This window comes from Streptomyces sp. NPDC042364 (genome assembly GCF_056437585.1).
Map to the genome: position 1 here is coordinate 89,302 of NZ_JBWKAJ010000019.1, position 19,315 is coordinate 108,616.

A 19,315-nucleotide genomic window follows, 5' to 3' on the forward strand; every position below is an offset into this window, starting at 1 on the left:
TGCATGCCCGGCAGAACCGGAAGGGTTCGTTCTGCGAATCGGAGGGCACCGTTCCGGTCATCTGACCTGCTTTTGGTGATGCAGATGTTGCCCAAGTGCCTTGTTGACCACGAGTAACTTGTGCAAGGGTGAATCTCCTGCGCATGGGTAATGGCCCGGCCTGAAAGGCCATTTGGGTTTTCGGGTCACCGAAGAGTCCAAAAGGCTCTAGGTCGCCGGCCATCGTGCGGCTCAGTCCCCGGCCGCTTTCCCGGCGCCCGCCAAAAGGTACGCACCAATCCAGGGCCCTTTTCGGCGGTCACAACTCCGTGTGCCATCTTGCGCCTTGGAAGGAACCCGCTCTGTGCACACCCCCCACCCTCCCCGCCCTGCTTATGCGCCCGCGCCCGGACCGGTCCCGGGGGAGTCCGACGAGGCTCTCGCCGCCCGGCTGCGAGGCTGGCCGGAAGGCGGCACCGGTGACCCCGTGGCCCTGCTGATGGCGCGGCACTGGCAGGCGACGTACGACTACGCCGTCATCTGCCTTGCCGCGGGGTCGAGCGTCGCCTCGATGGTCACCGCGACCGCCTTCCACCGGGTGCTCGACGGGCTGATGCGGGGCGAGTCGGGCGTCGCGCTGCGGCCCAGGCTGCTCGTGGCCGCGCGCGACACCGTCAAGGAGTGGTCCGCGGAGGACGGCGTCTCCGGTGTTCTGCCGGACCTGCGGAAACCCGCCGGCGGTCGCGGCATGCGAGCGGCGAAGTCCATGACGCCCGAAAATCGCAAGCTCATCGAGCGGTCTTTCCAGGCGCTCCCGGCCGTCGCCCAGTGCCTGTTGTGGCACACCGAGGTAGAAGCCGAAACGATAACCATACCCACTGGTCTCCTGGGCCTGGACACCGACAGCGCGACCGCCACACTGGAACAGGCACGCGAGAAATTCCGCGAGGGCTGCGTGCGTGCCCACCGGGAACTCGCGCCGTCCAAGGACTGCCGCTTCTACAACCGGCTTCTCGACGTGCCGATTCGCCGCGGTGGCGCCCTGCTCCCGGATGTCCAGCAGCATCTGCTGGAGTGCCGCTACTGCCGTTACGCGGCCGACCAGCTCGGTCATTTCGAAGGCGGACTCGGCGGGGTCATCGCCGAGGCCGTCCTCGGCTGGGGCGCCCGGCGCTATCTCGACTCCCGGCCCGGCCGGATGCCGTACAAGGGGAACCAGCGACGTTCCGGCGGCGGCGGCAAGCACCGCCTGCTCTCCCAGATCCCCGCCCAGCGCCGCCGGAACACCGCCGGTGCGCGCACCCCCCGGACCCTGCTCACCGTCGGCGTCTCCTCCGGGGCGTTGCTGGCCGCCATCCTCGGGGCCGCCCTGCTGTCCGACGACGGCAGCGGAGCGGATCCCGCCGCGTCCACCAGCGCCGGCGGCGGCGTCGCCACGGCGCCCGACACCGGCGACGAGAGCGGCACCAGCGCCTCGCCGACACCGCCCGCGAAGGCTGGCCGCCCCACGGCACCCCAGCAGACCCGGCTGCGCAACCAGGCCGCCGACCTGTGCCTCGACATCCAGGGCGGCAAGGCCGTGAAGGGCGCCTCGACGGAACTCGCCGTGTGCTCCTCCGACTGGACCCAGAAGTGGTCCTACGAGGAGGACGGGCTGCTGCGCAGCGTGGCCAACCCCGAGCTGTGCCTGGACTCGCAGGTGGACGCCGGTGTCGTCGTGCTCGGTACCTGTGCCGACGAGGACTCCGGGCGCGGCGAGGACGTGCGCTACGACTTCACGGTGCAGGGGGAGTTGCTGCCCCGGTGGGGCGAGGGGCTGGCCGTCGCCCCCACCGAGACCGAGGCCAGGGCGGATGTCGTGGTGAAGGGACGGGACAACTCCACCACCCAGCGCTGGCTCACCGACGGCGTCACCGCCAGTCCCGAGTCGCTCTCCGTCTCCGGCTCCGAGGCGCCCACCGCCGAGACCGAACCGGTCACGGAGGAGCCGGAGGCGAAGGAGGAGGCGCCGGCGCCGGGCGCGGGGAAGCCGGACGAGCCCACGCCCGGCGGGTCACCGGAACGGAGCGGCTCGGTCATGTCGATCGGCGACGGCGCGCGGGGAGAGCCCGGGGCGGACCCCGGCGGCCTGTCGTCCCTCACGACGCGGCACCTGCCGGATCTGGTGCCGGGCGTCCTGCCGGGGGCCGAACTGTAGAAGAGGGCGCCGCGGGGGCACGGGGCACCGCGGCGCGGCGGGCTGGGGGCATGTGCGGGCCGGGGTGGAGGCGGGGTCCGGGATCAGCCGCGGACAGGGGGCAGGCCGCGGGCGCGTTCGCGGTCCGGGCACGTACGGGGTCCGGGCACGTACGGGGTCCGGGCACGTACGGGGTCCGGGCACGTACGGGATTTCGTTTCGCCGCCACCGGACGGCGCAAGGCCCCCGGCTGTTCCAGAAGGCCCCCGGCTGTTCCCGCACCCGGTGCGGGTCACCCACGTCCCGGGACAGCGCTCAGGACTTCTTCGCCGGGGGCCGCTTCGTGCTCCTGCCCCTGCTCGTTCCCGTGCCGCGGGCGGGCTCGGCGGGAGCCTTCCTGCGCGCCGCCGCCTTCTCCGGGTCCGCCGCCGCCGTCGCCCCGCCCGACTCCGTGCGGCTCCCCGCCGTCGGCCACTTGAACTCGATCTCCAACTCGATCTCGCCGTTTCCGATGCCGACCTCGATCTCGCTGCGCAGGTCGTCCGGGATCCGCAGGCTCAGCGTTCCGGTGGTGAGTTCGATGTCGGCCTCCCCGCCCTCCCGCAGGGCCTCCGCCAGCGCCGTGAGTTGGTCGGCCGCCTCAAGACGTGACAGCGAGCGCTTCTGCTCGAACTTGAGGTCCTTCATGGACGTCTCCGATCCGTCACGCAAAGGTGGACACCGACCATTCTGCTGCCATCAGCGGGATCGGACATCCGCATGACCTCCGCGCGACGGCGGCGCCGCCGTGGGGACGCCGCCATGCCTTCCCGTGCGGGCGGACCGGACCGGCTCTACGGTTGAGGGAAGCCCCGAGCCCGCGGCACCCGGAGCCCCTGCGCCCAGGTCTCCCCGGCTCGCACCCCACTTGGAGGGCATTCGATGTCCACTGCGTCTGAAACCCCGGTCCTTGACACCCTCGCCGCCATGACGGTCGACTCGCTGGAGCGGTGCGGGCTGCCCCCGGACATGCTGATCCTCACGCGGATCGCGGCACTCGCCGCGTCGGACGCCCCGCCCATCTCCTACGTGGCCCACATCGACCCGGCCCTGAGGGCGGGTCTGACCGCAGAGCAGCTCCAGGACGTGCTCGTCGCCATCGCGCCCATCGTGGGCACCGCCCGCGTCATGACGGCGGCGGGGAACATCTCCACCGCCCTGGGCATCGCCATCGCCGTCGCCGATGCCGGGATCGATCCCCAGGTCTGACCGCACGGCCGCGGCACCACAGGCAGGAGGGGCCCCGATGTCCCAGAAGGCGACCACGGCGATGCGTGCGGCACCCCACGCCACGCCCGAGGAACGCGCGGCCCTCGGCAAGGCGGCGCGCCGCCGCTCGCCGCGGTCGGGCCACGCCGTGTACAAGCCGTCCCCCGGCCGGCCGGACCCGCTGTCCATCCTGGAGGCGCAGTCCGCGGCACGGGTGCCCGAACTCGTCCCCATCCGCTACGGCCGGATGATGGAGTCCCCGTTCCGCTTCTACCGGGGCGCCGCCGCGATCATGGCCTCCGACCTGGCCGGCAGCCCGAGTTCGGGCCTCACGGCCCAACTGTGCGGGGACGCGCACATGTTGAACTTCCGGCTGCTGGCCTCGCCGGAGAGACAGTTGATGTTCGACATCAACGACTTCGACGAGACACTGCCGGGCCCCTGGGAGTGGGACGTCAAGCGGCTGTCGGCCAGTCTCGTCATCGCGGGCCGGGCGAACGGGTTCGACGACGCCGAGCGAGCCCGTGTCGTGCGGGCCACGGTCCGCTCGTACCGCGAGTCGATGAACCGCTTCGCGCGGACGGGAAACCTCGACGTCTGGTACGCGAAGATCGGCGCGGACCTCCTCGAAGCCCTGGCCGCGGGCCGGCTCCACAAGCGCGGTCAGCGCAATGTGGCCCGGGCGCTGGCGAAGGCCCGCACCCGCGACAGCCTCCAGGCGTTCGACAAGCTCACGGAGACGGTCGACGGCCGGCCCAGGATCGCCGCGGACCCCCCGCTGCTCGTCCCGGTCGCCGATCTGCTGCCGGACATCGAGCGCACCGGCCTCGAACGCCAGTTCCGCGGTCTCCTGGAGCGGTACGGCAGGACCCTGCCGTCCGACCGGCGCACGCTCCTGGAGGACTACCGGCTCGCCGACGTCGCCCGAAAGGTCGTCGGCGTGGGCAGTGTGGGCACCCGGTGCTGGATCTTCCTCCTGCTCGGCAGGGACGGTCGCGACCCGCTCTTCCTCCAGGCCAAGGAGGCCGGCACCTCCGTGCTCGCCCCGCACGTCGGCGCGAGCAAATACAGCAACCAGGGCGAACGGGTGGTCTCGGGCCAGCGGCTGATGCAGGCCACCAGCGACATCTTCCTCGGCTGGGAACGGGTGGACGGGTTCGACGGCAGGCAGCGCGACTTCTACGTCCGCCAGCTCCGCGACTGGAAGGGAATCGCGGTGCCGGAGCGGATGCGGCCCAAGGACATGCGGGCGTTCGGCCAGCTGTGCGGGGTCACCCTGGCCCGTGCGCACGCCCGGTCCGGCGACCGGATCGCCATCGCCGCGTACCTGGGGGGCGGTGAGTCGTTCGAACGGGCCCTCGCCACCTTCGCGGAGACCTACGCCGACCAGAACGAGCGTGACCACAAGGCGCTGAACGACGCCGTACGCGCCGGCCGGCTCCCGGCCGAGGAACTGCCGGCGGCCTGATCGCGGGGCCGACGGTGGGCCGCCCCAACCGCCGGATGCGCCGGCGGCCGGCAGCCGGCCTGCGGTCACGCCGTGGCGGTGGCCAGGGAGTCCCTGCCGATCGTGCCGGGGGTCCGGTGTCCCGAGAGGGCGAGGGTCAGGTCGAACTCGGCCAGCAGGCAACGGATCACGTGCTCGACGCCGGTCCGTCCGTCGAGGGCGAGACCGTATACATAGGGACGGCCGACGAGGACGGCGCGGGCGCCGAGCGCGAGCGCCTTGAAGACGTCGTCGCCGGTGCGCACACCGCTGTCGAACAGCACGGTCAGCCGGTCCCCGACCGCCTCGGCGACCCCCGGCAGGGCGTCCGCGGCGCCGACGCAGCCGGCCACCTGACGGCCGCCGTGGTTGGACACGACCACACCGTCCATCCCGGCATCGGCGGCGAGCCGGGCGTCGTCGGGGTGCAGGACGCCCTTGAGGACGATCGGCCCGTCCCAGTGCTCCCTCAGGAACGCCAGGTCCGGCCAGGTCTTGCCCGGATCGCCGAACATGCCCACGAAGTGCAGCACGGCCGCGTCGGGGTCCTCGTGGACCGGCTTGGCGAGACCCGCCCGGAACGCGGGGTCGGAGAAGTAGTTGGCGGTGCCCACGCCGTGCAGGAACGGCAGATAAGCGCGCTCCAGGTCCCGTGGCCGCCAGCCGAGCATCGGTGTGTCGAGGGTGACGACGAGCACCGTGAACCCGGCGGCCCCCGCCCGCCCGAGGAAGCTCCGGGTGACCTCGCGGTCCTTCGCCCAGTACAGCTGGAACCAGCGTTCCGCGTCGCCCATCACCTCCGCGACCTGCTCCATGGGTGTGCTGGAGGCCGAGGACAGGATGTACGGCACACCCTGGGCGGCGGCGGCCCCGGCGGCGGCGGACTCCGCGTCCGGGTGCACGATCGACAGCACGCCGACCGGGGCGAGGGCCAGAGGCGCGGGCAGGGTGCGGCCCAGCACCTCGACGGTCAGGTCCCGTTCCCGCACGTCCCGCAGCAGCCGCGGCACGATCCGGTGGCGGTCCAGGGCGGCACGGTTGGCGCGGGCGGTGCCGCCGTCGCCCGCGCTGCCCGCGACATAACCGACGGGGCCGGCACCGAGCCGGTGTTCGGCGAGTTCCTCCAGCCGGGTGAGGTCGGTGGGCAGCCGGGGCACGGCCCCCTTCATACCTTTCAGATAGATCTCGTACTGGAAATCCGCCCAGTGCTTCGCCATGCGCCGCGTCCCGCCTCTCGTCGTCGAGCAGGTGCCGTCCCGCCGACGATCCTGACGAGTTCGACCCGCCGCCGTCCACCACGCGGCCACGACACGGCGACTCCACCCCGGCCCCGTGCTCCCCCGACATGAACGTCAGGGGTCTCGCAGGGGTCTCACAGGGGTCACACCGGGGTTCGTCACGGGGGCAAGCGGAATGTTTCAGGCCGATTGCCGAGCCGTGGAGATCCAGCCATCCATGATCACCGGACGATCAAGAACCGCTCAGAATCGGGGTTTGCATGTTCGAATTCCGTGACTTCGCGCCACTACTTCAACACTCAAAGTTACTGAAACCTGTGGGGTCGATGTGTGTTCCGGTCCCGGACCCGGCAGACTCGCGCTCGCCGAACCGGCACCGAACGGACGGGCTTCGTCCACGTGACAGGTGAGACGAAACGTCCGGCACTTCAAGAGCGGAAGGATGCACACAATGCCGAAAACCGCGCGATGGGCAGCGACTCTCACCCTGACGGCCACCGCCGTCTGCGGCCCCTTCGCGGGCTCTGCGCTGGCCGCCCCACAACCCGGGACAACCGGGTTGTACGCGCCGTCCGCCCTGGTCCTGACCACGGGCCACGGCGAGTACGCGGCGGCCGCCACCCCTGAGCGCGCGGTCACCCTGACCTGCGCGCCGCGCCCGTCCGGAACCCACCCGGCCGTCGTCGAGGCCTGTGCCGAACTCCGGGCGAGCGACGGTGACTTCGACGCCCTCAGCGGTACGACCGGGGCGTTCTGCACCAAGCAGTACGACCCCGTGGTCGTCACCGTCCAGGGCGTCTGGCAGGGCAAGCGCGTCGCGTACGAGCGAGTCTTCTCCAACGAGTGCGTGAAGAACTCCGCGACGACGGCCCTGTTCTCCTTCTAGAAGGGGATCCCGAGACCGGGGTCGTGTGGTTCCGCGAGTGATGAGCGAGGGCCCGTAACTGGGGAGTGCGAGCCCTGTCGTGGTGCGCCACGCGATCCCATCCGGGGGTCGGCCAGGCAGAGTGGGGCTGCCGGCCGGCCCCCGGCATCTTGTTCGGGCCGGGATCGGCCGGGCGTCCGGCCGGGATCAGCCGCCCGTCCGGACCGGGGGCGGCCGGTCACTCGGAGGTGACGGCCCAGCGGCCCACCTCCCGGTGCCCGGAGTCGTACAGGGCCTGCCCGTCTCCCGGTGCCAACTCGCAGTGCCGGAGGTTGCCGCCCCAGTACCGCAGGATGCGCTCCAGCTCCTGGACGGTGGTGCCCTCGTCCCAGCCCGTACTGTCCAGGTCGACCTCGAGAAGGAACTTCACTTCCGCGTCTCCACTTCTGTGTGGCTCGGATTCCGTACCGGTGCGGCCGCGACGGTGTACACCTGCCCCGGGTCCATCAATCGTTTCATCCCGACCGTTCCTGAATACTGAGCGGGAGTGAGTCCTGTTGCCAGGACTCGAGCTCAGCCGGACGCCCCGAACGGTGTTGGGTGTCCTGGTCGCCCGCTTTCGCTCCGCGTCCGGGCGGCACGGATCGTGTTCGTGGTCCGGGAACGCGGGGGCGGGGTCCCTCGCGTTCCCGGGACGCCCGGTGGGGCCTGGACGGTCCGATGCCCCGCACGATCGCTCCGGTCGTGTGGGGGCGGTGCCGTCCGTCGCCGTACCGGATGCCCGAGGGTGCGCCTGCCGATCGCCACGGCGGCCGCGTCGTGGCGGTGGAACGTGCTTGTGCGCAGTCAACCCTGAGCAGTTCACAACCCCTCACCGGGACCTCGCCGTTGGTGTGGGGGAGGGGCGAGAGGGAGTTCCGGGAGCGGTGGGAAGCGGCCGAGCAGCCGTGCGGCGCGGAGCAGGCGGTGGACACGGGGCCGGTCGGAGACGAGGCGCAGCCGGCCGCCGCGCGCTCTGGCCGTGGCCTCCGCCCGGCACAGCACCCGCAGCGCCGAGCAGTCGAGGAAGACCACCGGGCGCAGGTCCACCAGGACGTCCGGCCTGCCGTCACCACCGACGGCGGCCGTCAGATGCTCGGCCAGGAAGGCCGCGGACGCCACGTCGATCTCCCCGGACGCCTCGATCACGGTGTACGGGCCGGCCCGACGGCTGCGGGCATGTGCGTTGGGCTCCGCGAGCCCCGGTCCGCCGGCCGTGTCCTCGCGGCGGCCGGTGGACCGTGCGTCGGCGTCCGGAGGCATGGCGGTTCCACCTTCGTCCTCGACCCCGGCATTCGGAACAATGAACTCCCGTTTCAGGTGCGGGCCTTTCGCCATGGCTCTCGCGGACAGGGGGCTCTCCTTCCCGGGAACGCGCACGAGCGGGGGCCGGGCGGTCCGTTGCCCGGCCCCGTGCCTCGTCACCGATCCCGTGGACGTCAGTCGTGGCGCGACTGCTCCTGTGCCCGTTCGTCGGGCGTGATCGCCTCTCCGGCCTCGCCCCGGCGGCGGCGCCGGCGGGCGGACTCGGTGACGCGGGTGACGGCCTCCTCGGCCTCGTGCAGGACCTCCTCCAGGGCCGTCTCGGGCCGGTCGCCGGTCGCCGGACGCACGCTCGTCGTGACGGGTCATGGGTTCCTTCTCCTTCCCTGTGGCATCAGCCGGCCGGTGTCGCGATCCGCAGGGGGACCGCGCCGGCCGGACTCGGCAGCGGGGCGGCGGGCTTCACGTCGTCGTGGGTGACCTCCGCCCACCAGGCCGGGCCGTCCTCGATGTGTCGTAAGAACACTCCCTCGCGGATCGCCCACGGGCAGACGGTCACCGTCCTGAGGTCGGTGAGCTTCATGGTGGTGTGCCCGACCACCGCTCCGGCCAGGCTCTGCGCCGCGCGCGGTGCGGAGATGCCCGGGAGCGTGGACCGCTCCGCCGCGGGGAGCGCGGCGAGACGGTCGATCGCGCGCGCCAGGTCCGCCCGGTGCAACTCCCGCTCCACGAAGGGCCCGTGCCGGCCCGGCGAGGCCCCGCACAGCCTGGCCAGCTGCTGGAAGGTGCGGGAAGTGGCCACGGCGGTGCGCGGCCCTTCCCACCGGATCCGTGCGGCGACGTCCCGGAGTTGATGGCGGACCTTGCGGCGCAGCGCCTTCACGCTCTCGGGTGTCGGCGGGTCCTGGCCGTCGAAGAACTCATGGGTCAGCCGGCCCGCGCCCAGCGGCAGCGACGCCACGAAGTCCGGCAGCCGCCCCCGCCCGAACGCGACCTCCAGGGAGCCGCCCCCGATGTCGAGCAGCGCCAGCGGCCCCGACCGCCAGCCCATCCACCGCCGCGCCCCGAGGAAGGTCAACTCCGCCTCCACCTCGCCGGGCAGCGTGCACAGTCGTACGCCGGTCTCCTCGCGTACGGTGCGCAGGACCTCGCGGCAGTTCGGCGCGGAGCGCACCACGGCCGTAGCGAAGGCCAACGGGGCCGAGGCGCCCCAGCGTTCCGCTGTGCGCGCCGCCGCCGCGACCGCTTCCGACAGCCGTCGTACGGCCTCGCCGGGGACGTCCCCTCCCGGCGGCACCTGTTCCGACATCCGCAGCCGCCACTTGGCGGTGTGCACCGGCAGCGGCACTCCGCCCTCGGTGTCCGCCACCACGAGCCGTACGGCGTTCGATCCCACATCCACCACGCTCATCCGCATGACCCCGGAGTACCCGCGCCCCGCCGCGGCACGCGTACCGGGAACGGCGGCCGGTGGCGAACAGTCGTGTACCGGCCGCCGGGGCGCCCCCGCTGCACCACCCCGTCCGCCGACGACCGTCCGCGCAGAGCCCGCCGCATCCGGCGCCCGGCCACCCCGACCAAGAGGATCGGTCTTATTGCATATGATGTGCAGGTGCAGGATTACGACATCAGGCCGGCGGGCCCCGGCGACCTCGACCGTGCTCGCGCGGTGATGCTCGACACCGTCTACCGCGACTTCGGCACGGGGTACGTGCCGCGTTGGCACGGCGACATCATCGACCTCCACGGCGCGTACGTCCTGCCCGCCCGGCACACTCTGCTGGTGGCGGTCGACGGGCAGGACGGGGCGGTCGTCGCCACCGGCGCACTGGACTCCCGGGGCCCCGCGCATCCGCCCAACCCGGGCCGTCTGGCCGAGCGTTACCCGTCCGGCGGGACCGCCCAGCTCCGCCGGGTCTATGTGCGCCCCGAGCACCGGCGGCGCGGCCTCGCCCGGAGGCTGGTCGCGGCACTGCTGGACTTCGCGGCGGCCGACGGCGGCTATCGCTCCGTCTATCTGCACACCGATCCCGCGGTACCCGGCGCCGAGGACTTCTGGCGCTCACAGGGTGACGTGGTGTGCGACGAACGAGTGGAGACCGGTGAGCGGGTGGTGCACTTCGAGCTCCCGCTGCCCGCGCGCCGCGTCCCCGGCGGGCCCGTCGGCGGGGCCGCCCGGCCCACCGGATGAAGACGGCTGCCCTACCGGCTGTCCGCCGCTCCCCGTCGACCCCGTGCCCGCTCCCCATGGCCGCCCTTACCCCGGCCGTCCCCGCCCCCCCCGGAGAACCAAGGACCATGCGCTCCCCCCGCCGCCGCGTCATCGCCGGACTGCTCCTCGCCCCTGCTCTGACCGGTTGCTTCGCCTCCGGAGGCGATCCGTCCAGGGGCGACTCCGCCGACGGCTCCCGGCTGCGTGTCGCCCTCGCGTTCCCGCCCGCCGAGAACCTCTCCCCGTACGGCGCCGACGCCACCCTCCTCAGCCGCCTCGGTGTCACCGAGGGGCTGACCGCGCTGGACGCCAACGGCGCCCCGGCGCCCGCCCTCGCCGAGTCCTGGACGCGCGAGAACGACCGGAACTGGCTCTTCACCTTGCGCGAAGCCACCTTCCAGGACGGCACCGACGTCACTCCCGCCGCAGTCGCCGCCGCCCTCACCCACGCCACCGAGGCCCGGCCCGTCACCGCCGCGCTCTCCGGCGTCACGCTCACCGCGAGGAAGAGCGGCGACCGCCGGGTCCGCATCACCACCGCGGACCCGGACCCCGCCCTGCCGCTGCGCCTGTCCAGCCCGGGCCTCGCGATCCTCTCCGCCAAGGCCTACGCCGGCCGGCGCGTGAACCCCGTGGGCACGGGCACCGGCCCGTTCGAGATCACCCGGGTCACCGGTACCACCGCCGCCACCCTGGACCGCTACGACGACCACTGGGCCGGCCGCGCCCAGGCATCCGGCATCGACGCCCGCTTCATCGCCGACGGCACCGCCCGCACCAACGCCCTGCGCACCGGACAGGTCGACGTGGCGGAGGCCGTCCCCGTGTCGCAGGCAGCCACCCTCGACCGGGGCACCCGCCACGAGACGGCCACCACCCGCACCACCAGCCTCCTCCTCAACACCGAGAAGGGCGCGTTCCAGGACCCGAGGCTCCGCGCCGCCGCCCGCGAGGCCGTCGACGGCTCCGTCCTCGCCAAGGACGTGTACGAGGGGCACGCCGACCCCGGCGTCGGTATCTTCGGACCCGCCGTGACCTGGGCCGCAGGCACGCGAAGCGCGATGGGGATCCCCCCGGCCGAAGGCCGGGGGAGCGTCGAGCCCGCCGCACGGGCCAGGGCGGCCGACCCCGCGGGCACCCCGATCACCGTCGCCACCTACGACAACCGGCCCGAACTGCCCGAGGTCGCCCAGGTGCTGCAACAGCAGCTCCGGAAGGCCGGGTTCGAGGTGAAGCTGGAGGTGCGCGAGTACTCACGGCTGGAGAGCGACGCCCTCGCCGGGAAGTTCGACGCGTTCGTCGGCACCCGCAACTCCCTGCTCGACACCGGCGATCCCGTCTCCATCCTCGCCGGCGACTTCACCTGCGACGGCGGCTACAACCTCGCGCTGCTGTGCGACAAGAAGGTCGACCGGGCCGTCGCGGACGCCCAGAAGGAGTCCGGCACCGACGAGCGGCGGCAGGCGGCGCTGAACGCCGAGGCCGCGGTCCTCACCACCGACGCCATCGTCCCCCTCGTGCACCAGCGGATCATCACCGGCGTCCGGACCTCCGTACGGGGCGTGATCCTCGACCCGTACGAGCGGACCCTCATAGGAACGGGGACCCGGCCCTGAGACGGACACTCTGGCGTGCCCTGCTCGCCGCCGCCCTCCTCTGCGGCATCGGCCTGCTGCCGTGGCTGTCGCACACCGACCCGGCGCTCACCGTCCTCAAGGCGCGCTCCGCCGAACGCGACCCGACACCGGACGCCCTGGCCGCCGTACGCGACCAACTGGGGCTCGACGCGGGCCCGTCGAAGCTGCTGGGGGAGTGGTTCGGCGGGCTGGCGCACGGTGACGCGGGACGGTCGTGGATCTCCGGCGCCGAGGTCACCCCCGCCGTCGTCCAAGCCCTCGGCGTCTCCCTGCTGCTGATGGCCGCCGCTCTCGTGGTCGCGCTCCTCACGGCCGGGGCGGTGTGCGCCCGCAGCCTGCGGCTGGGGGCGGGCCGACGCCTCGACGACCGCCGGAGCGCGGGCGGCGGGGCGGCGGTACTGGCCGCGCTGCCCGAGTTCCTCACCGGCTCGGTTCTCGCGGCGGTGGTCGGGGTGCACCTCGGCTGGCTGCCCGCGCTCGGCTGGTACGGGCCGCGGTGGATGGTGCTGCCCGCCCTCGCCCTAGGTCTGCCCGCCGGCGCCGTGCTCGGTCGGATGCTCGACGACCTGCTGCCGGCCGCCTTCGCGGAGCCCTGGGCCCTGGCCGCCGCCGCGCGCGGCATACCCGGGCGGAGGGTGGCCCGCCAGGCCGTACGCCGCTGTCTGCCCGGACTCCTGCCGAACGCCGGCCTGTTCGTGGTCGGTCTCACGGGCGGCGCCGTCGCCGTCGAGCAGATCTTCGACATACCTGGGCTCGGCCGCACCACCCTCCAGGCCGCCATCGCCCAGGACCTCCCCGTCCTCCAGGCCGGCACCCTCGCCCTCCTGGCGCTGGCCGCCCTCGCCGGCGGTCTCGCCCGGCTCGCCGCCCGACTCCTCGTCGGCCCCGCCCTGCGTGACGGCGCCCTGACCTCCCTGCACGGCCCGAGGCCCCCCGAGCCCCGCGTCGCGCCCCTCCTCCTCGGTACCGCCCTGCTGGGCGCCGTCGCCCTCGGGCTGACCCGCGACCCGCTCGCCCTCGACACCGGCGCCCGGCTCCGACCCCCTTCCTGGGCACATCCGTTGGGCACCGACGCACTCGGCCGTGACCTCCTCGCGCGCGTCGGACACGGGGCGTTCACCACGCTCTCCCAGGCCGTCGCGATCAGCGCGGCCGCACTGGTGACCGGTGTGCTGCTCGGGCTGCTGCCGCGGCTGTCCGGGCCGCTCGTCGAAACCGTCAACGCGATACCGGCGGTCCTCGCCGGCCTGCTCGTCGCCGGCGTCGCCGGGAGCGGAGCGGCCACCCCGGCGCTCGCCGTGGCCGCCGTCGCCTGGGTGCCACTGGCCGCCCACACCAGCGCCCTGCTCGAACAGGAGAGGGCCACCACCCACATCGCCGCCACCAGGGGCCTCGGCGCGACCCGCGGCCATCTGCTGCGCCGCGAACTCCTCCCGGCCCTCCTCCCGCCCGTCACCCGACACGCCCTGCTGCGGGTGCCCGCCGTGGCCCTCGCCCTGACCTCCCTCGGCTTCCTGGGCCTCGGTGCCCAGCCCCCCGGCCCCGAGTGGGGACTCCTCCTCGCCGAGAACCAGCCGTACGCCGAACGCGCCCCCTGGGCCGTCCTCGCACCCGCCGCCACCCTCGCCCTGTTCGGCGCGCTGGCCGTCACGGCGGCGGGCGGCGTGCGCCTCCCCCGCCCGAACGCCAAGGCCGTACGGCGGGCGGAGCCCGCCGTCGCCACCCCCGCAGGAGAGACCGCATGACCGAGCCCCGGCGACAACCGAGCCCGACCGCCCCCGAGCGGGTGACCGACGCGGGTGACGTGCCCGCGCCACGACCCGCCAAGCCCTCGCGCCGCCGCGTCTGGACGCAGCTCAACCCTCTGCTCCGGTTGCTGATCCTCACCCAGCTCGCCTTCAACGTCGGTTTCTTCGCGGTGCTGCCCTTCCTCGCCGAGCACCTCGGCACGGCGATCGGCATGGCCGGCTGGATGGTCGGCTTCGTCCTCGGGCTGCGGACGTTCAGCCAGCAGGGCCTGTTCGTGGTGGGCGGGGCGCTCGCCGACAGGTACGGCGTGCGGCCCGTCGTCCTCACGGGCTGTGTGCTGCGGATCGCCGGGTTCGCCTGGCTCGGCTACGCGGACGCGGCCTGGTCGGTGCTCGGCGCGGTGCTGCTGACCGGCTTCGCGGCGGCGCTGTTCTCGCCGGCCGTCGAGTCCGAGGTCGCCCGGCAGGCCGTGGTCTGGGAGGCGTCGGGCGCCGGGCCCCGTACCGCCGTCCTCGCGCTGTTCACGGTGGCGGGGCAGGCCGGGGCGTTCGTCGGCCCGCTCATCGGGGCACTGCTGCTGGCGGTCGACTACCGCGTGGTATGCCTCGCGGGTGCCGGCGTCTTCGTCCTCGTCCTCGCCGGTCACGCCCGGCTGCTGCCGCAGCACATACCCGGACGGCAGCGGGTCGAGGTGCGGGGCGGCCTCGGCGGGCTGCTGCGCAACCGCCGCTTCCTGGCCCTGTGCGGCGCCTACGGGGCCTATCTCCTGGCCTACAACCAGCTGTACCTCCTGCTCCCCGACGAGGTGGAGCGCGCGACCGGGTCGCAGTCGGCGCTCGCCTGGCTGTTCGGGCTGTCCTCGCTGCTGGTGGTGACCGCGCAGCTGCCGGTGACCCGCTGGGCGGCCGACCGGCTGGACCTGAGGCGGTCGATGACGGCGGGGCTGCTGCTGATCGCGGCCGGGTTCGTGGTGGTGTCCGCGGCCCGGCCCGCCGCGTGGACGGGCATGGCGGGGCTGTTGCCCGCCGCCGGGTTCGTGGTGCTGCTGACGCTGGGGCAGATGCTGGTGGCTCCGGCGGCGCGTGCCTGGGTGCCGGACCTCGCGGTCGAGGGGCGGCTCGGGCTCTACACGGGGGCCATGTCGTCCGTCTCCGGTCTGATCGTCCTGCTGGGCAGTGCGGGCACCGGGTTCCTCATGGACACCCGGCTGCCCGCGGCCGTGCCCTGGGTGGCGCTGGCCGCGGTCCCGGTCGCCTCGATCATGCTCCTGCCCCGCCGCCGGGAGACGGCCGGGCGGCCCTGACGGCCCGCCGCCGGCCTGCGGTCAGGGCCTCTGCTGTTGCCTTGAGTATCGAATATCGATAGATTTCCATCGCTCATCGAGAGAAGGAGGGGTGATGGGAAAGCTGACGACGCTCGCGCTCCGCGTGGTGATCGCGGTGCTGCTGGCGGGTTCGGTGCTGGTGCAGACGGTGATGGTGCCGTTGCTGGCGGCCGATCTGGACGATCTCGACCCGGACGTGGCGCGGGTGCGTACCCCGGTGCTGGTGATCGTGGTCCTGGGAGTGGTGACCGTCCAGGCGGTACTGGTCTGTGTGTGGCGGCTGGTGACGATGGTCCGGCGCGACACGGTCTTCTCCCACGCGGCCTTCCGCTATGTGCACGGCGTGATCGGCGCGATGGTGGCGGCCTCGGCGCTGGTGTTCGCGCTCGGCGTGGTGCTCGCCCCGGGTGAGGCGGTGGCACCGGGCGTCGTGCTGCTGCTGGGCGGGGTCTCCCTGGCGGTCCTGGGCGTCGCGCTGATCGTGCTCGTCCTGCGACTGCTCCTCGCCAAGGCCGTCGCCCGCGACATCGAGGCGGCTCGGATGCGGGCCGAACTCGCCGAGGTGATCTGATGCCGATCGCCGTCGACATCGACGTGATGCTCGCCAGGCGGAAGATGTCCGTGGGTGAACTCGCCGAACGCGTCGGGATCACGCCCGCCAACCTGGCCGTGCTCAAGAACGGCCGGGCCAGGGCGGTGCGGTTCACCACCCTGGAGGCCCTGTGCGAGGTGCTGGAATGCCAGCCGGGGGACCTGCTCCGCTGGGAGCCCGGCCCGCCGGAGGACGGAGCAGCCGAGGCGGGTGCGGTCGAGGCGGACGCGGTCGAGGCCGGCGCCGCAGGGTGATGCGCGCCGGACGCGCCGGGTTGCGGTCTCGGATGTTCCCCGAGGGGCCGGGCCGCCGCGCAGCGACGGCGTGGCCGGGCGGCGGGTGAAGAGGAAGAGGGGGTGCCGGTTCCCGGGAGGACCGGGCGAGGTGCCGTGGTGGACCTCGCCGTCGCCTTGGCCGCGTGTGCCGCCGGGCTGCTCGCACCGGTCTCTCCGTCGGGGGAGCGGGCCCGGGGCATCCCCGTCGGGAGCATCGCCGCTGTCGCGCCGCCGAGTTCGCCGACGCCGCCGCCTCCGAGCGGGCCCGCCGGGTACTCCGCGCGGTCACGGAGGCACTGGCGTGCACGGCCGTCGACGTGCTGCGCGACCCCGTGCCGCGGGGGCGGGCCCGGCGCGCGCACGGCTGAGGCGCGGCGGCGGACCGGCCCGCCCCCGCGTCCGCCGGGCGAGTCAGGCCATCTGCCGTCGCACCAGTTCGCGCAGCCGTCCGCCGGTGTCCGCCAGCAGTCGCGCCGGCGGACCCACCTCGACGACCTTGCCGTCCTCCATCACGACCACCCGGTCCGCGTCCATGACCGTGGACAGCCGGTGCGCGATCACGATCCGTGTGGCGTTGAGGGCGCGGGTGCTCTCCATGACCGTGCGCTGGGTCTCGTTGTCGAGGGCACTCGTCGCCTCGTCGAGGAAGAGGATGCGGGGGCGCCGGATGAGGGCCTGGGCGATCATCAGCCGCTGGCGCTGGCCGCCGGAGACCGCCCCGTTGCCCTGGACGACGGTGTGCAGGCCCATCGGCATGCGCCGGATGTCCTCGGCGAGACCCGCCATCTCGGCCGCCGCCATCGCCTCCTCCGGCGTGTACGGCTCCGTGCCGCAGATGACGTCCAGGATCGAGCCGGTGAACGGCTGGGCGTGCTGGAGCACCACACCGCACTGCCGGCGCACCGCCGACTGGTCGAGGGCGGTCAGTTCCTGCCCGTCGTACAGGACACCGCCCGACACCGGACGGTCGAAGCCGATGAGCAGACGCAGCAGGGTCGACTTGCCGCAGCCGCTCGGACCGACCACCGCGACGAACTCGCCGGGCTCGATCGCGAACGACACGTCGTCCAGCACCAGCGGACCGTCGTCCGCGTACCGGAAGGACAGCCGGCGTGCCTCGATCGCTCCGGAGAGCAGGCCGGGGCGGGTGCTCGCCGTCCGTACTTCCGGGGCCGCCTCCAGCACCGGCTTGATCTCCTCGAACAGCGGCAGGACGGCCACCGCCGACACGAACGCGCCGGTCAGCTGGGTCACCGAGGTGAGGAGCATGGTCACCGAGGTGTTGAAGGTGAGGAAGTCCGCCGCCGACATCGAGCCGCGCGCGGGGCCCGCGAGCAGCATGAACATCAGCAGGGTGCACAGCGGCAGATACACCGCGCCGAGCACCGTGTTGAGGTTCCTGATGCCACCGACCTTCTGCTGGAGTTCCCGGCTCCGGGCGAACTGGCCCGCCCAGGCCGCGTAGGCGTAGTTCTCGGCGGCCGCCACCCGCAGCTTCGGCAGTCCGCGCAGGGTCTGGAACGCCTGGTTGTTCAGCTTGTTGTTCAGGACCACCAGGCGGCGCTGCCAGCGCACCTGCCACAGACCGAAGCCGAGGAACACGGCGGTCACCACCACCAGCATGCCGATCGCGGCCAGCGCCATCGGCACGCTGTACCAGAGCAGCAGCGCCAGGTTCACGGCACCGACCGTCACCGACTGCGCGACCACCGGGCCCACCCCGGCGAGCGTGCGGCGGATCGCGCTGATGCCCATGGCGGCGCTCGCCAGCTCACCCGTCGAGCGCGACGCGAAGAAGTTCGTCGGCAGCCTCAGCAGCCGGTCCCACACCGCCGGTTGGAGCGTCGCCTCGATCCGGCCCTCCAGCCTGAGGATCGTCAGGTTCTGCAGCAGCAGGAACGCCGCCGACACCACACTCGCGAGCATCACCGCGAGACACGCCTGCGCGATCAGGTCCTCCTGAGCCTTCGGCACGTACTCGCCGAGGATCCGGCCCGTCGCGATCGGCACCAGCGAGCCCAGCACCACCGTCACCAGACCGCTCAGCAGCAGGCCCGTCATGTCGCCGCCGGTGCCGTGGAGGCTGAACCGCATCAACCGCAGCGGCGTCAGCACCCGTTCGGGCAGCGGACGGTAGAACATCACCGCCCGCGGTTCGAACTCCGCCGCGTTCGCCTTCTCGACCGGCGTCTCCCGGCCCGACGACGGCTGCACGGCCACATAGCCGCCGCGCCGCCACAACAGGGCCACCGGCGCGCCGGACAGTGCCCGGTGGCCGACCAGCGGACCGACGTCGTCCCGCCACCAGTTTCCGGCGAGCCGCACGGCACGGACCCGGACCCGGGAGGCCAGCGCGATCCGCTCGACCGGATCGAGCCGGTCGCTCTCCGTGCCGCTCTGCGCGGGCTCCGCGAGCACGATCCCGGCCGCGCGGGCGACGAGCCGGCACGCCGCGTACGTGGCGTCGGCGTCCGCGGCCGTCGTCCGCCGGGCTGCCGAGGACCGGCCGAGGGAGGCGAGCAGCGTGCGGTCGGCCTGGGCGCGGACCGCCTCACCGGCCTTGATACCGGCGGCCGTACGGTCCTCGTGGGTGCGCTCCAGCTGTTCGATCCAGCGGTCCAGGGTGGCCAGCAGCCGGTACTGCTGGTCGACCATGCTCTGCCAGACCCCCGGGTCCATCAGCAGATCGGCCGCCGCCTCCGCCCCGTACAGCGAGCCGTACTGGACGCTGCCGGGCGGGACCCGCATCCAGAACACGTCGTCGTCGGTGGGGGCCGCGGCCTGCTCGGTGGCCATCGGCGCCTGGAAGAGGACGGACAGGCCGCGGCCGACGCCCAGGGCCAGGGCGTACTCCAGCGGGCTCGTCTGCGGGGGCACCGGTTGGGGGTTGCCCCACTCGTCGTACGACCAGGTCTCGGTGCCGACCGGCTGGTACAGCTCCCGCAGCCCGATACGGCGCACCACACAGTCCCTCAGCGGGCGTGCGGCCAGGGTGTGCTGCGGCCCGGCGACCGGACCGAGCAGCACGGAACCCGCCTCCAGCCGGCCGAGGTGGTGCCAGTGGCCCTGCTCCACGGCGTCGACCGCGAACAGGTCCAGGGCACCGGAGGCCACCAGCCACAGAACCTGCGGGCCTTCGAGGTCGAGCCGGGTGAGGCCGACGCAGTCGAGGGGCGTGCCCATCGCGCCGAGCGCACCGAGAACGAGGTCCTCCTCGTGGACGGCCGTCATC

The 19,315-nt window shown here is 73.3% G+C and carries 17 protein-coding genes and 1 pseudogene; 10 read left to right on the top strand and 8 right to left on the bottom strand.

Features of this window, described 5'->3' with window-relative positions; genetic code table 11:
• The first annotated feature begins 343 nt into the window (after nucleotides 1-343).
• Nucleotides 344-2,176: an RICIN domain-containing protein gene (locus AC067N_RS30215; protein WP_478682064.1), complete on the top strand. Its 1,833-nt coding sequence runs from the start codon at nucleotides 344-346 to the stop codon at nucleotides 2,174-2,176.
• A gap of 294 nt (nucleotides 2,177-2,470) precedes the next feature.
• Here the strand turns inward: AC067N_RS30215 and AC067N_RS30220 are convergent, their stop codons facing one another.
• Nucleotides 2,471-2,842 (bottom strand): amphi-Trp domain-containing protein, encoded by a 372-nt coding sequence (locus AC067N_RS30220; protein ID WP_478682065.1) that lies wholly within the window; start codon nucleotides 2,840-2,842, stop codon nucleotides 2,471-2,473.
• Nucleotides 2,843-3,076: 234 nt separating this feature from the next.
• Between AC067N_RS30220 and AC067N_RS30225 the strand changes: the two genes are divergently transcribed.
• Together AC067N_RS30225 and AC067N_RS30230 are read left to right on the top strand one after the other, a co-directional pair.
• A complete protein-coding gene (locus AC067N_RS30225) occupies nucleotides 3,077-3,403 on the top strand; it encodes a carboxymuconolactone decarboxylase family protein (RefSeq protein WP_478682066.1) in 327 nt (108 codons plus the stop codon).
• Between the two features lie 37 nt (nucleotides 3,404-3,440).
• On the top strand, nucleotides 3,441-4,871 hold the full coding sequence (locus AC067N_RS30230; protein WP_478682067.1) for a DUF2252 domain-containing protein: 1,431 nt from the start codon (nucleotides 3,441-3,443) through the stop codon (nucleotides 4,869-4,871).
• Nucleotides 4,872-4,936: 65 nt separating this feature from the next.
• On the opposite strand, the gene AC067N_RS30235 is transcribed toward AC067N_RS30230, so the two are convergent.
• Nucleotides 4,937-6,106, bottom strand: a complete 1,170-nt coding sequence (locus AC067N_RS30235) for a lactate 2-monooxygenase (RefSeq protein ID WP_478682068.1) — start codon at nucleotides 6,104-6,106, stop codon at nucleotides 4,937-4,939.
• 472 nt (nucleotides 6,107-6,578) lie between these two features.
• Here AC067N_RS30235 and AC067N_RS30240 point away from each other — a divergent pair, with 472 nt between their 5' ends.
• Nucleotides 6,579-7,013 (top strand): protease inhibitor, encoded by a 435-nt coding sequence (locus AC067N_RS30240; RefSeq protein WP_478682069.1) that lies wholly within the window; start codon nucleotides 6,579-6,581, stop codon nucleotides 7,011-7,013.
• Nucleotides 7,014-7,230: 217 nt separating this feature from the next.
• Here AC067N_RS30240 and AC067N_RS30245 read toward each other — a convergent pair whose 3' ends face one another.
• The 5 genes and pseudogenes from AC067N_RS30245 to AC067N_RS30265 all read right to left on the bottom strand — a co-directional run bounded on the left by AC067N_RS30245 (nucleotide 7,231) and on the right by AC067N_RS30265 (nucleotide 9,711).
• Nucleotides 7,231-7,422 (bottom strand): hypothetical protein, encoded by a 192-nt coding sequence (locus tag AC067N_RS30245; protein ID WP_478682070.1) that lies wholly within the window; start codon nucleotides 7,420-7,422, stop codon nucleotides 7,231-7,233.
• A gap of 85 nt (nucleotides 7,423-7,507) precedes the next feature.
• Nucleotides 7,508-7,817 (bottom strand): annotated as a pseudogene (locus tag AC067N_RS30250) (IS200/IS605 family accessory protein TnpB-related protein); the annotation flags it as partial.
• Between the two features lie 36 nt (nucleotides 7,818-7,853).
• Complete coding sequence (locus AC067N_RS30255) at nucleotides 7,854-8,294, bottom strand: anti-sigma factor antagonist (protein ID WP_478682071.1); 441 nt, start codon at nucleotides 8,292-8,294, stop codon at nucleotides 7,854-7,856.
• Between the two features lie 176 nt (nucleotides 8,295-8,470).
• Nucleotides 8,471-8,644, bottom strand: coding sequence for a hypothetical protein (locus AC067N_RS30260; protein ID WP_478682072.1), 174 nt, complete (start codon nucleotides 8,642-8,644; stop codon nucleotides 8,471-8,473).
• Between the two features lie 44 nt (nucleotides 8,645-8,688).
• Nucleotides 8,689-9,711, bottom strand: a complete 1,023-nt coding sequence (locus AC067N_RS30265; RefSeq protein ID WP_478682073.1) for a Ppx/GppA family phosphatase — start codon at nucleotides 9,709-9,711, stop codon at nucleotides 8,689-8,691.
• A gap of 195 nt (nucleotides 9,712-9,906) precedes the next feature.
• Here AC067N_RS30265 and AC067N_RS30270 point away from each other — a divergent pair, with 195 nt between their 5' ends.
• From AC067N_RS30270 to AC067N_RS30295, 6 genes are all read left to right on the top strand, one after another.
• On the top strand, nucleotides 9,907-10,485 hold the full coding sequence (locus tag AC067N_RS30270; protein WP_478682074.1) for a GNAT family N-acetyltransferase: 579 nt from the start codon (nucleotides 9,907-9,909) through the stop codon (nucleotides 10,483-10,485).
• Between the two features lie 107 nt (nucleotides 10,486-10,592).
• Complete coding sequence (locus AC067N_RS30275) at nucleotides 10,593-12,122, top strand: ABC transporter substrate-binding protein (RefSeq protein ID WP_478682075.1); 1,530 nt, start codon at nucleotides 10,593-10,595, stop codon at nucleotides 12,120-12,122.
• Between the two features lie 299 nt (nucleotides 12,123-12,421).
• The gene (locus AC067N_RS30280) at nucleotides 12,422-13,888 is read left to right on the top strand and encodes an ABC transporter permease subunit (protein WP_478682076.1); all 1,467 of its coding nucleotides are present in this window, start codon (nucleotides 12,422-12,424) and stop codon (nucleotides 13,886-13,888) included.
• A complete protein-coding gene (locus tag AC067N_RS30285) occupies nucleotides 13,885-15,195 on the top strand; it encodes an MDR family MFS transporter (RefSeq protein ID WP_478682077.1) in 1,311 nt (436 codons plus the stop codon). The genes AC067N_RS30280 and AC067N_RS30285 overlap by 4 nt, the downstream gene beginning before the upstream one ends.
• Before the next feature lie 94 nt (nucleotides 15,196-15,289).
• Nucleotides 15,290-15,787: a DUF2975 domain-containing protein gene (locus tag AC067N_RS30290; protein WP_478682078.1), complete on the top strand. Its 498-nt coding sequence runs from the start codon at nucleotides 15,290-15,292 to the stop codon at nucleotides 15,785-15,787.
• Entirely contained in the window at nucleotides 15,787-16,062 is a 276-nt protein-coding gene (locus tag AC067N_RS30295) for a helix-turn-helix domain-containing protein (protein ID WP_478682079.1), read from the top strand. Before AC067N_RS30290 ends, AC067N_RS30295 begins: the two co-directional genes overlap by 1 nt.
• A 432-nt stretch (nucleotides 16,063-16,494) precedes the next feature.
• Here the strand turns inward: AC067N_RS30295 and AC067N_RS30300 are convergent, their stop codons facing one another.
• Entirely contained in the window at nucleotides 16,495-19,314 is a 2,820-nt protein-coding gene (locus AC067N_RS30300) for an NHLP bacteriocin export ABC transporter permease/ATPase subunit (RefSeq protein WP_478682080.1), read from the bottom strand.
• Nucleotide 19,315 lies beyond the last annotated feature (1 nt).

What these genes read in the sequence shown, in the direction of transcription:
- AC067N_RS30220 (WP_478682065.1), bottom strand. Translation starts at nt 2,842, where the DNA reads ATGAAGGACCTCAAGTTCGAGCAGAAGCGCTCGCTGTCACGTCTTGAG.
- AC067N_RS30225 (WP_478682066.1), top strand. Translation starts at nt 3,077, where the DNA reads ATGTCCACTGCGTCTGAAACCCCGGTCCTTGACACCCTCGCCGCCATG.
- AC067N_RS30230 (WP_478682067.1), top strand. Translation starts at nt 3,441, where the DNA reads ATGTCCCAGAAGGCGACCACGGCGATGCGTGCGGCACCCCACGCCACG.
- AC067N_RS30235 (WP_478682068.1), bottom strand. Translation starts at nt 6,106, where the DNA reads ATGGCGAAGCACTGGGCGGATTTCCAGTACGAGATCTATCTGAAAGGT.
- AC067N_RS30240 (WP_478682069.1), top strand. Translation starts at nt 6,579, where the DNA reads ATGCCGAAAACCGCGCGATGGGCAGCGACTCTCACCCTGACGGCCACC.
- AC067N_RS30255 (WP_478682071.1), bottom strand. Translation starts at nt 8,294, where the DNA reads ATGCCTCCGGACGCCGACGCACGGTCCACCGGCCGCCGCGAGGACACG.
- AC067N_RS30265 (WP_478682073.1), bottom strand. Translation starts at nt 9,711, where the DNA reads ATGCGGATGAGCGTGGTGGATGTGGGATCGAACGCCGTACGGCTCGTG.
- AC067N_RS30275 (WP_478682075.1), top strand. Translation starts at nt 10,593, where the DNA reads ATGCGCTCCCCCCGCCGCCGCGTCATCGCCGGACTGCTCCTCGCCCCT.
- AC067N_RS30280 (WP_478682076.1), top strand. Translation starts at nt 12,422, where the DNA reads ATGGCCGCCGCTCTCGTGGTCGCGCTCCTCACGGCCGGGGCGGTGTGC.
- AC067N_RS30285 (WP_478682077.1), top strand. Translation starts at nt 13,885, where the DNA reads ATGACCGAGCCCCGGCGACAACCGAGCCCGACCGCCCCCGAGCGGGTG.
- AC067N_RS30290 (WP_478682078.1), top strand. Translation starts at nt 15,290, where the DNA reads ATGGGAAAGCTGACGACGCTCGCGCTCCGCGTGGTGATCGCGGTGCTG.
- AC067N_RS30295 (WP_478682079.1), top strand. Translation starts at nt 15,787, where the DNA reads ATGCCGATCGCCGTCGACATCGACGTGATGCTCGCCAGGCGGAAGATG.
- AC067N_RS30300 (WP_478682080.1), bottom strand. Translation starts at nt 19,314, where the DNA reads ATGACGGCCGTCCACGAGGAGGACCTCGTTCTCGGTGCGCTCGGCGCG.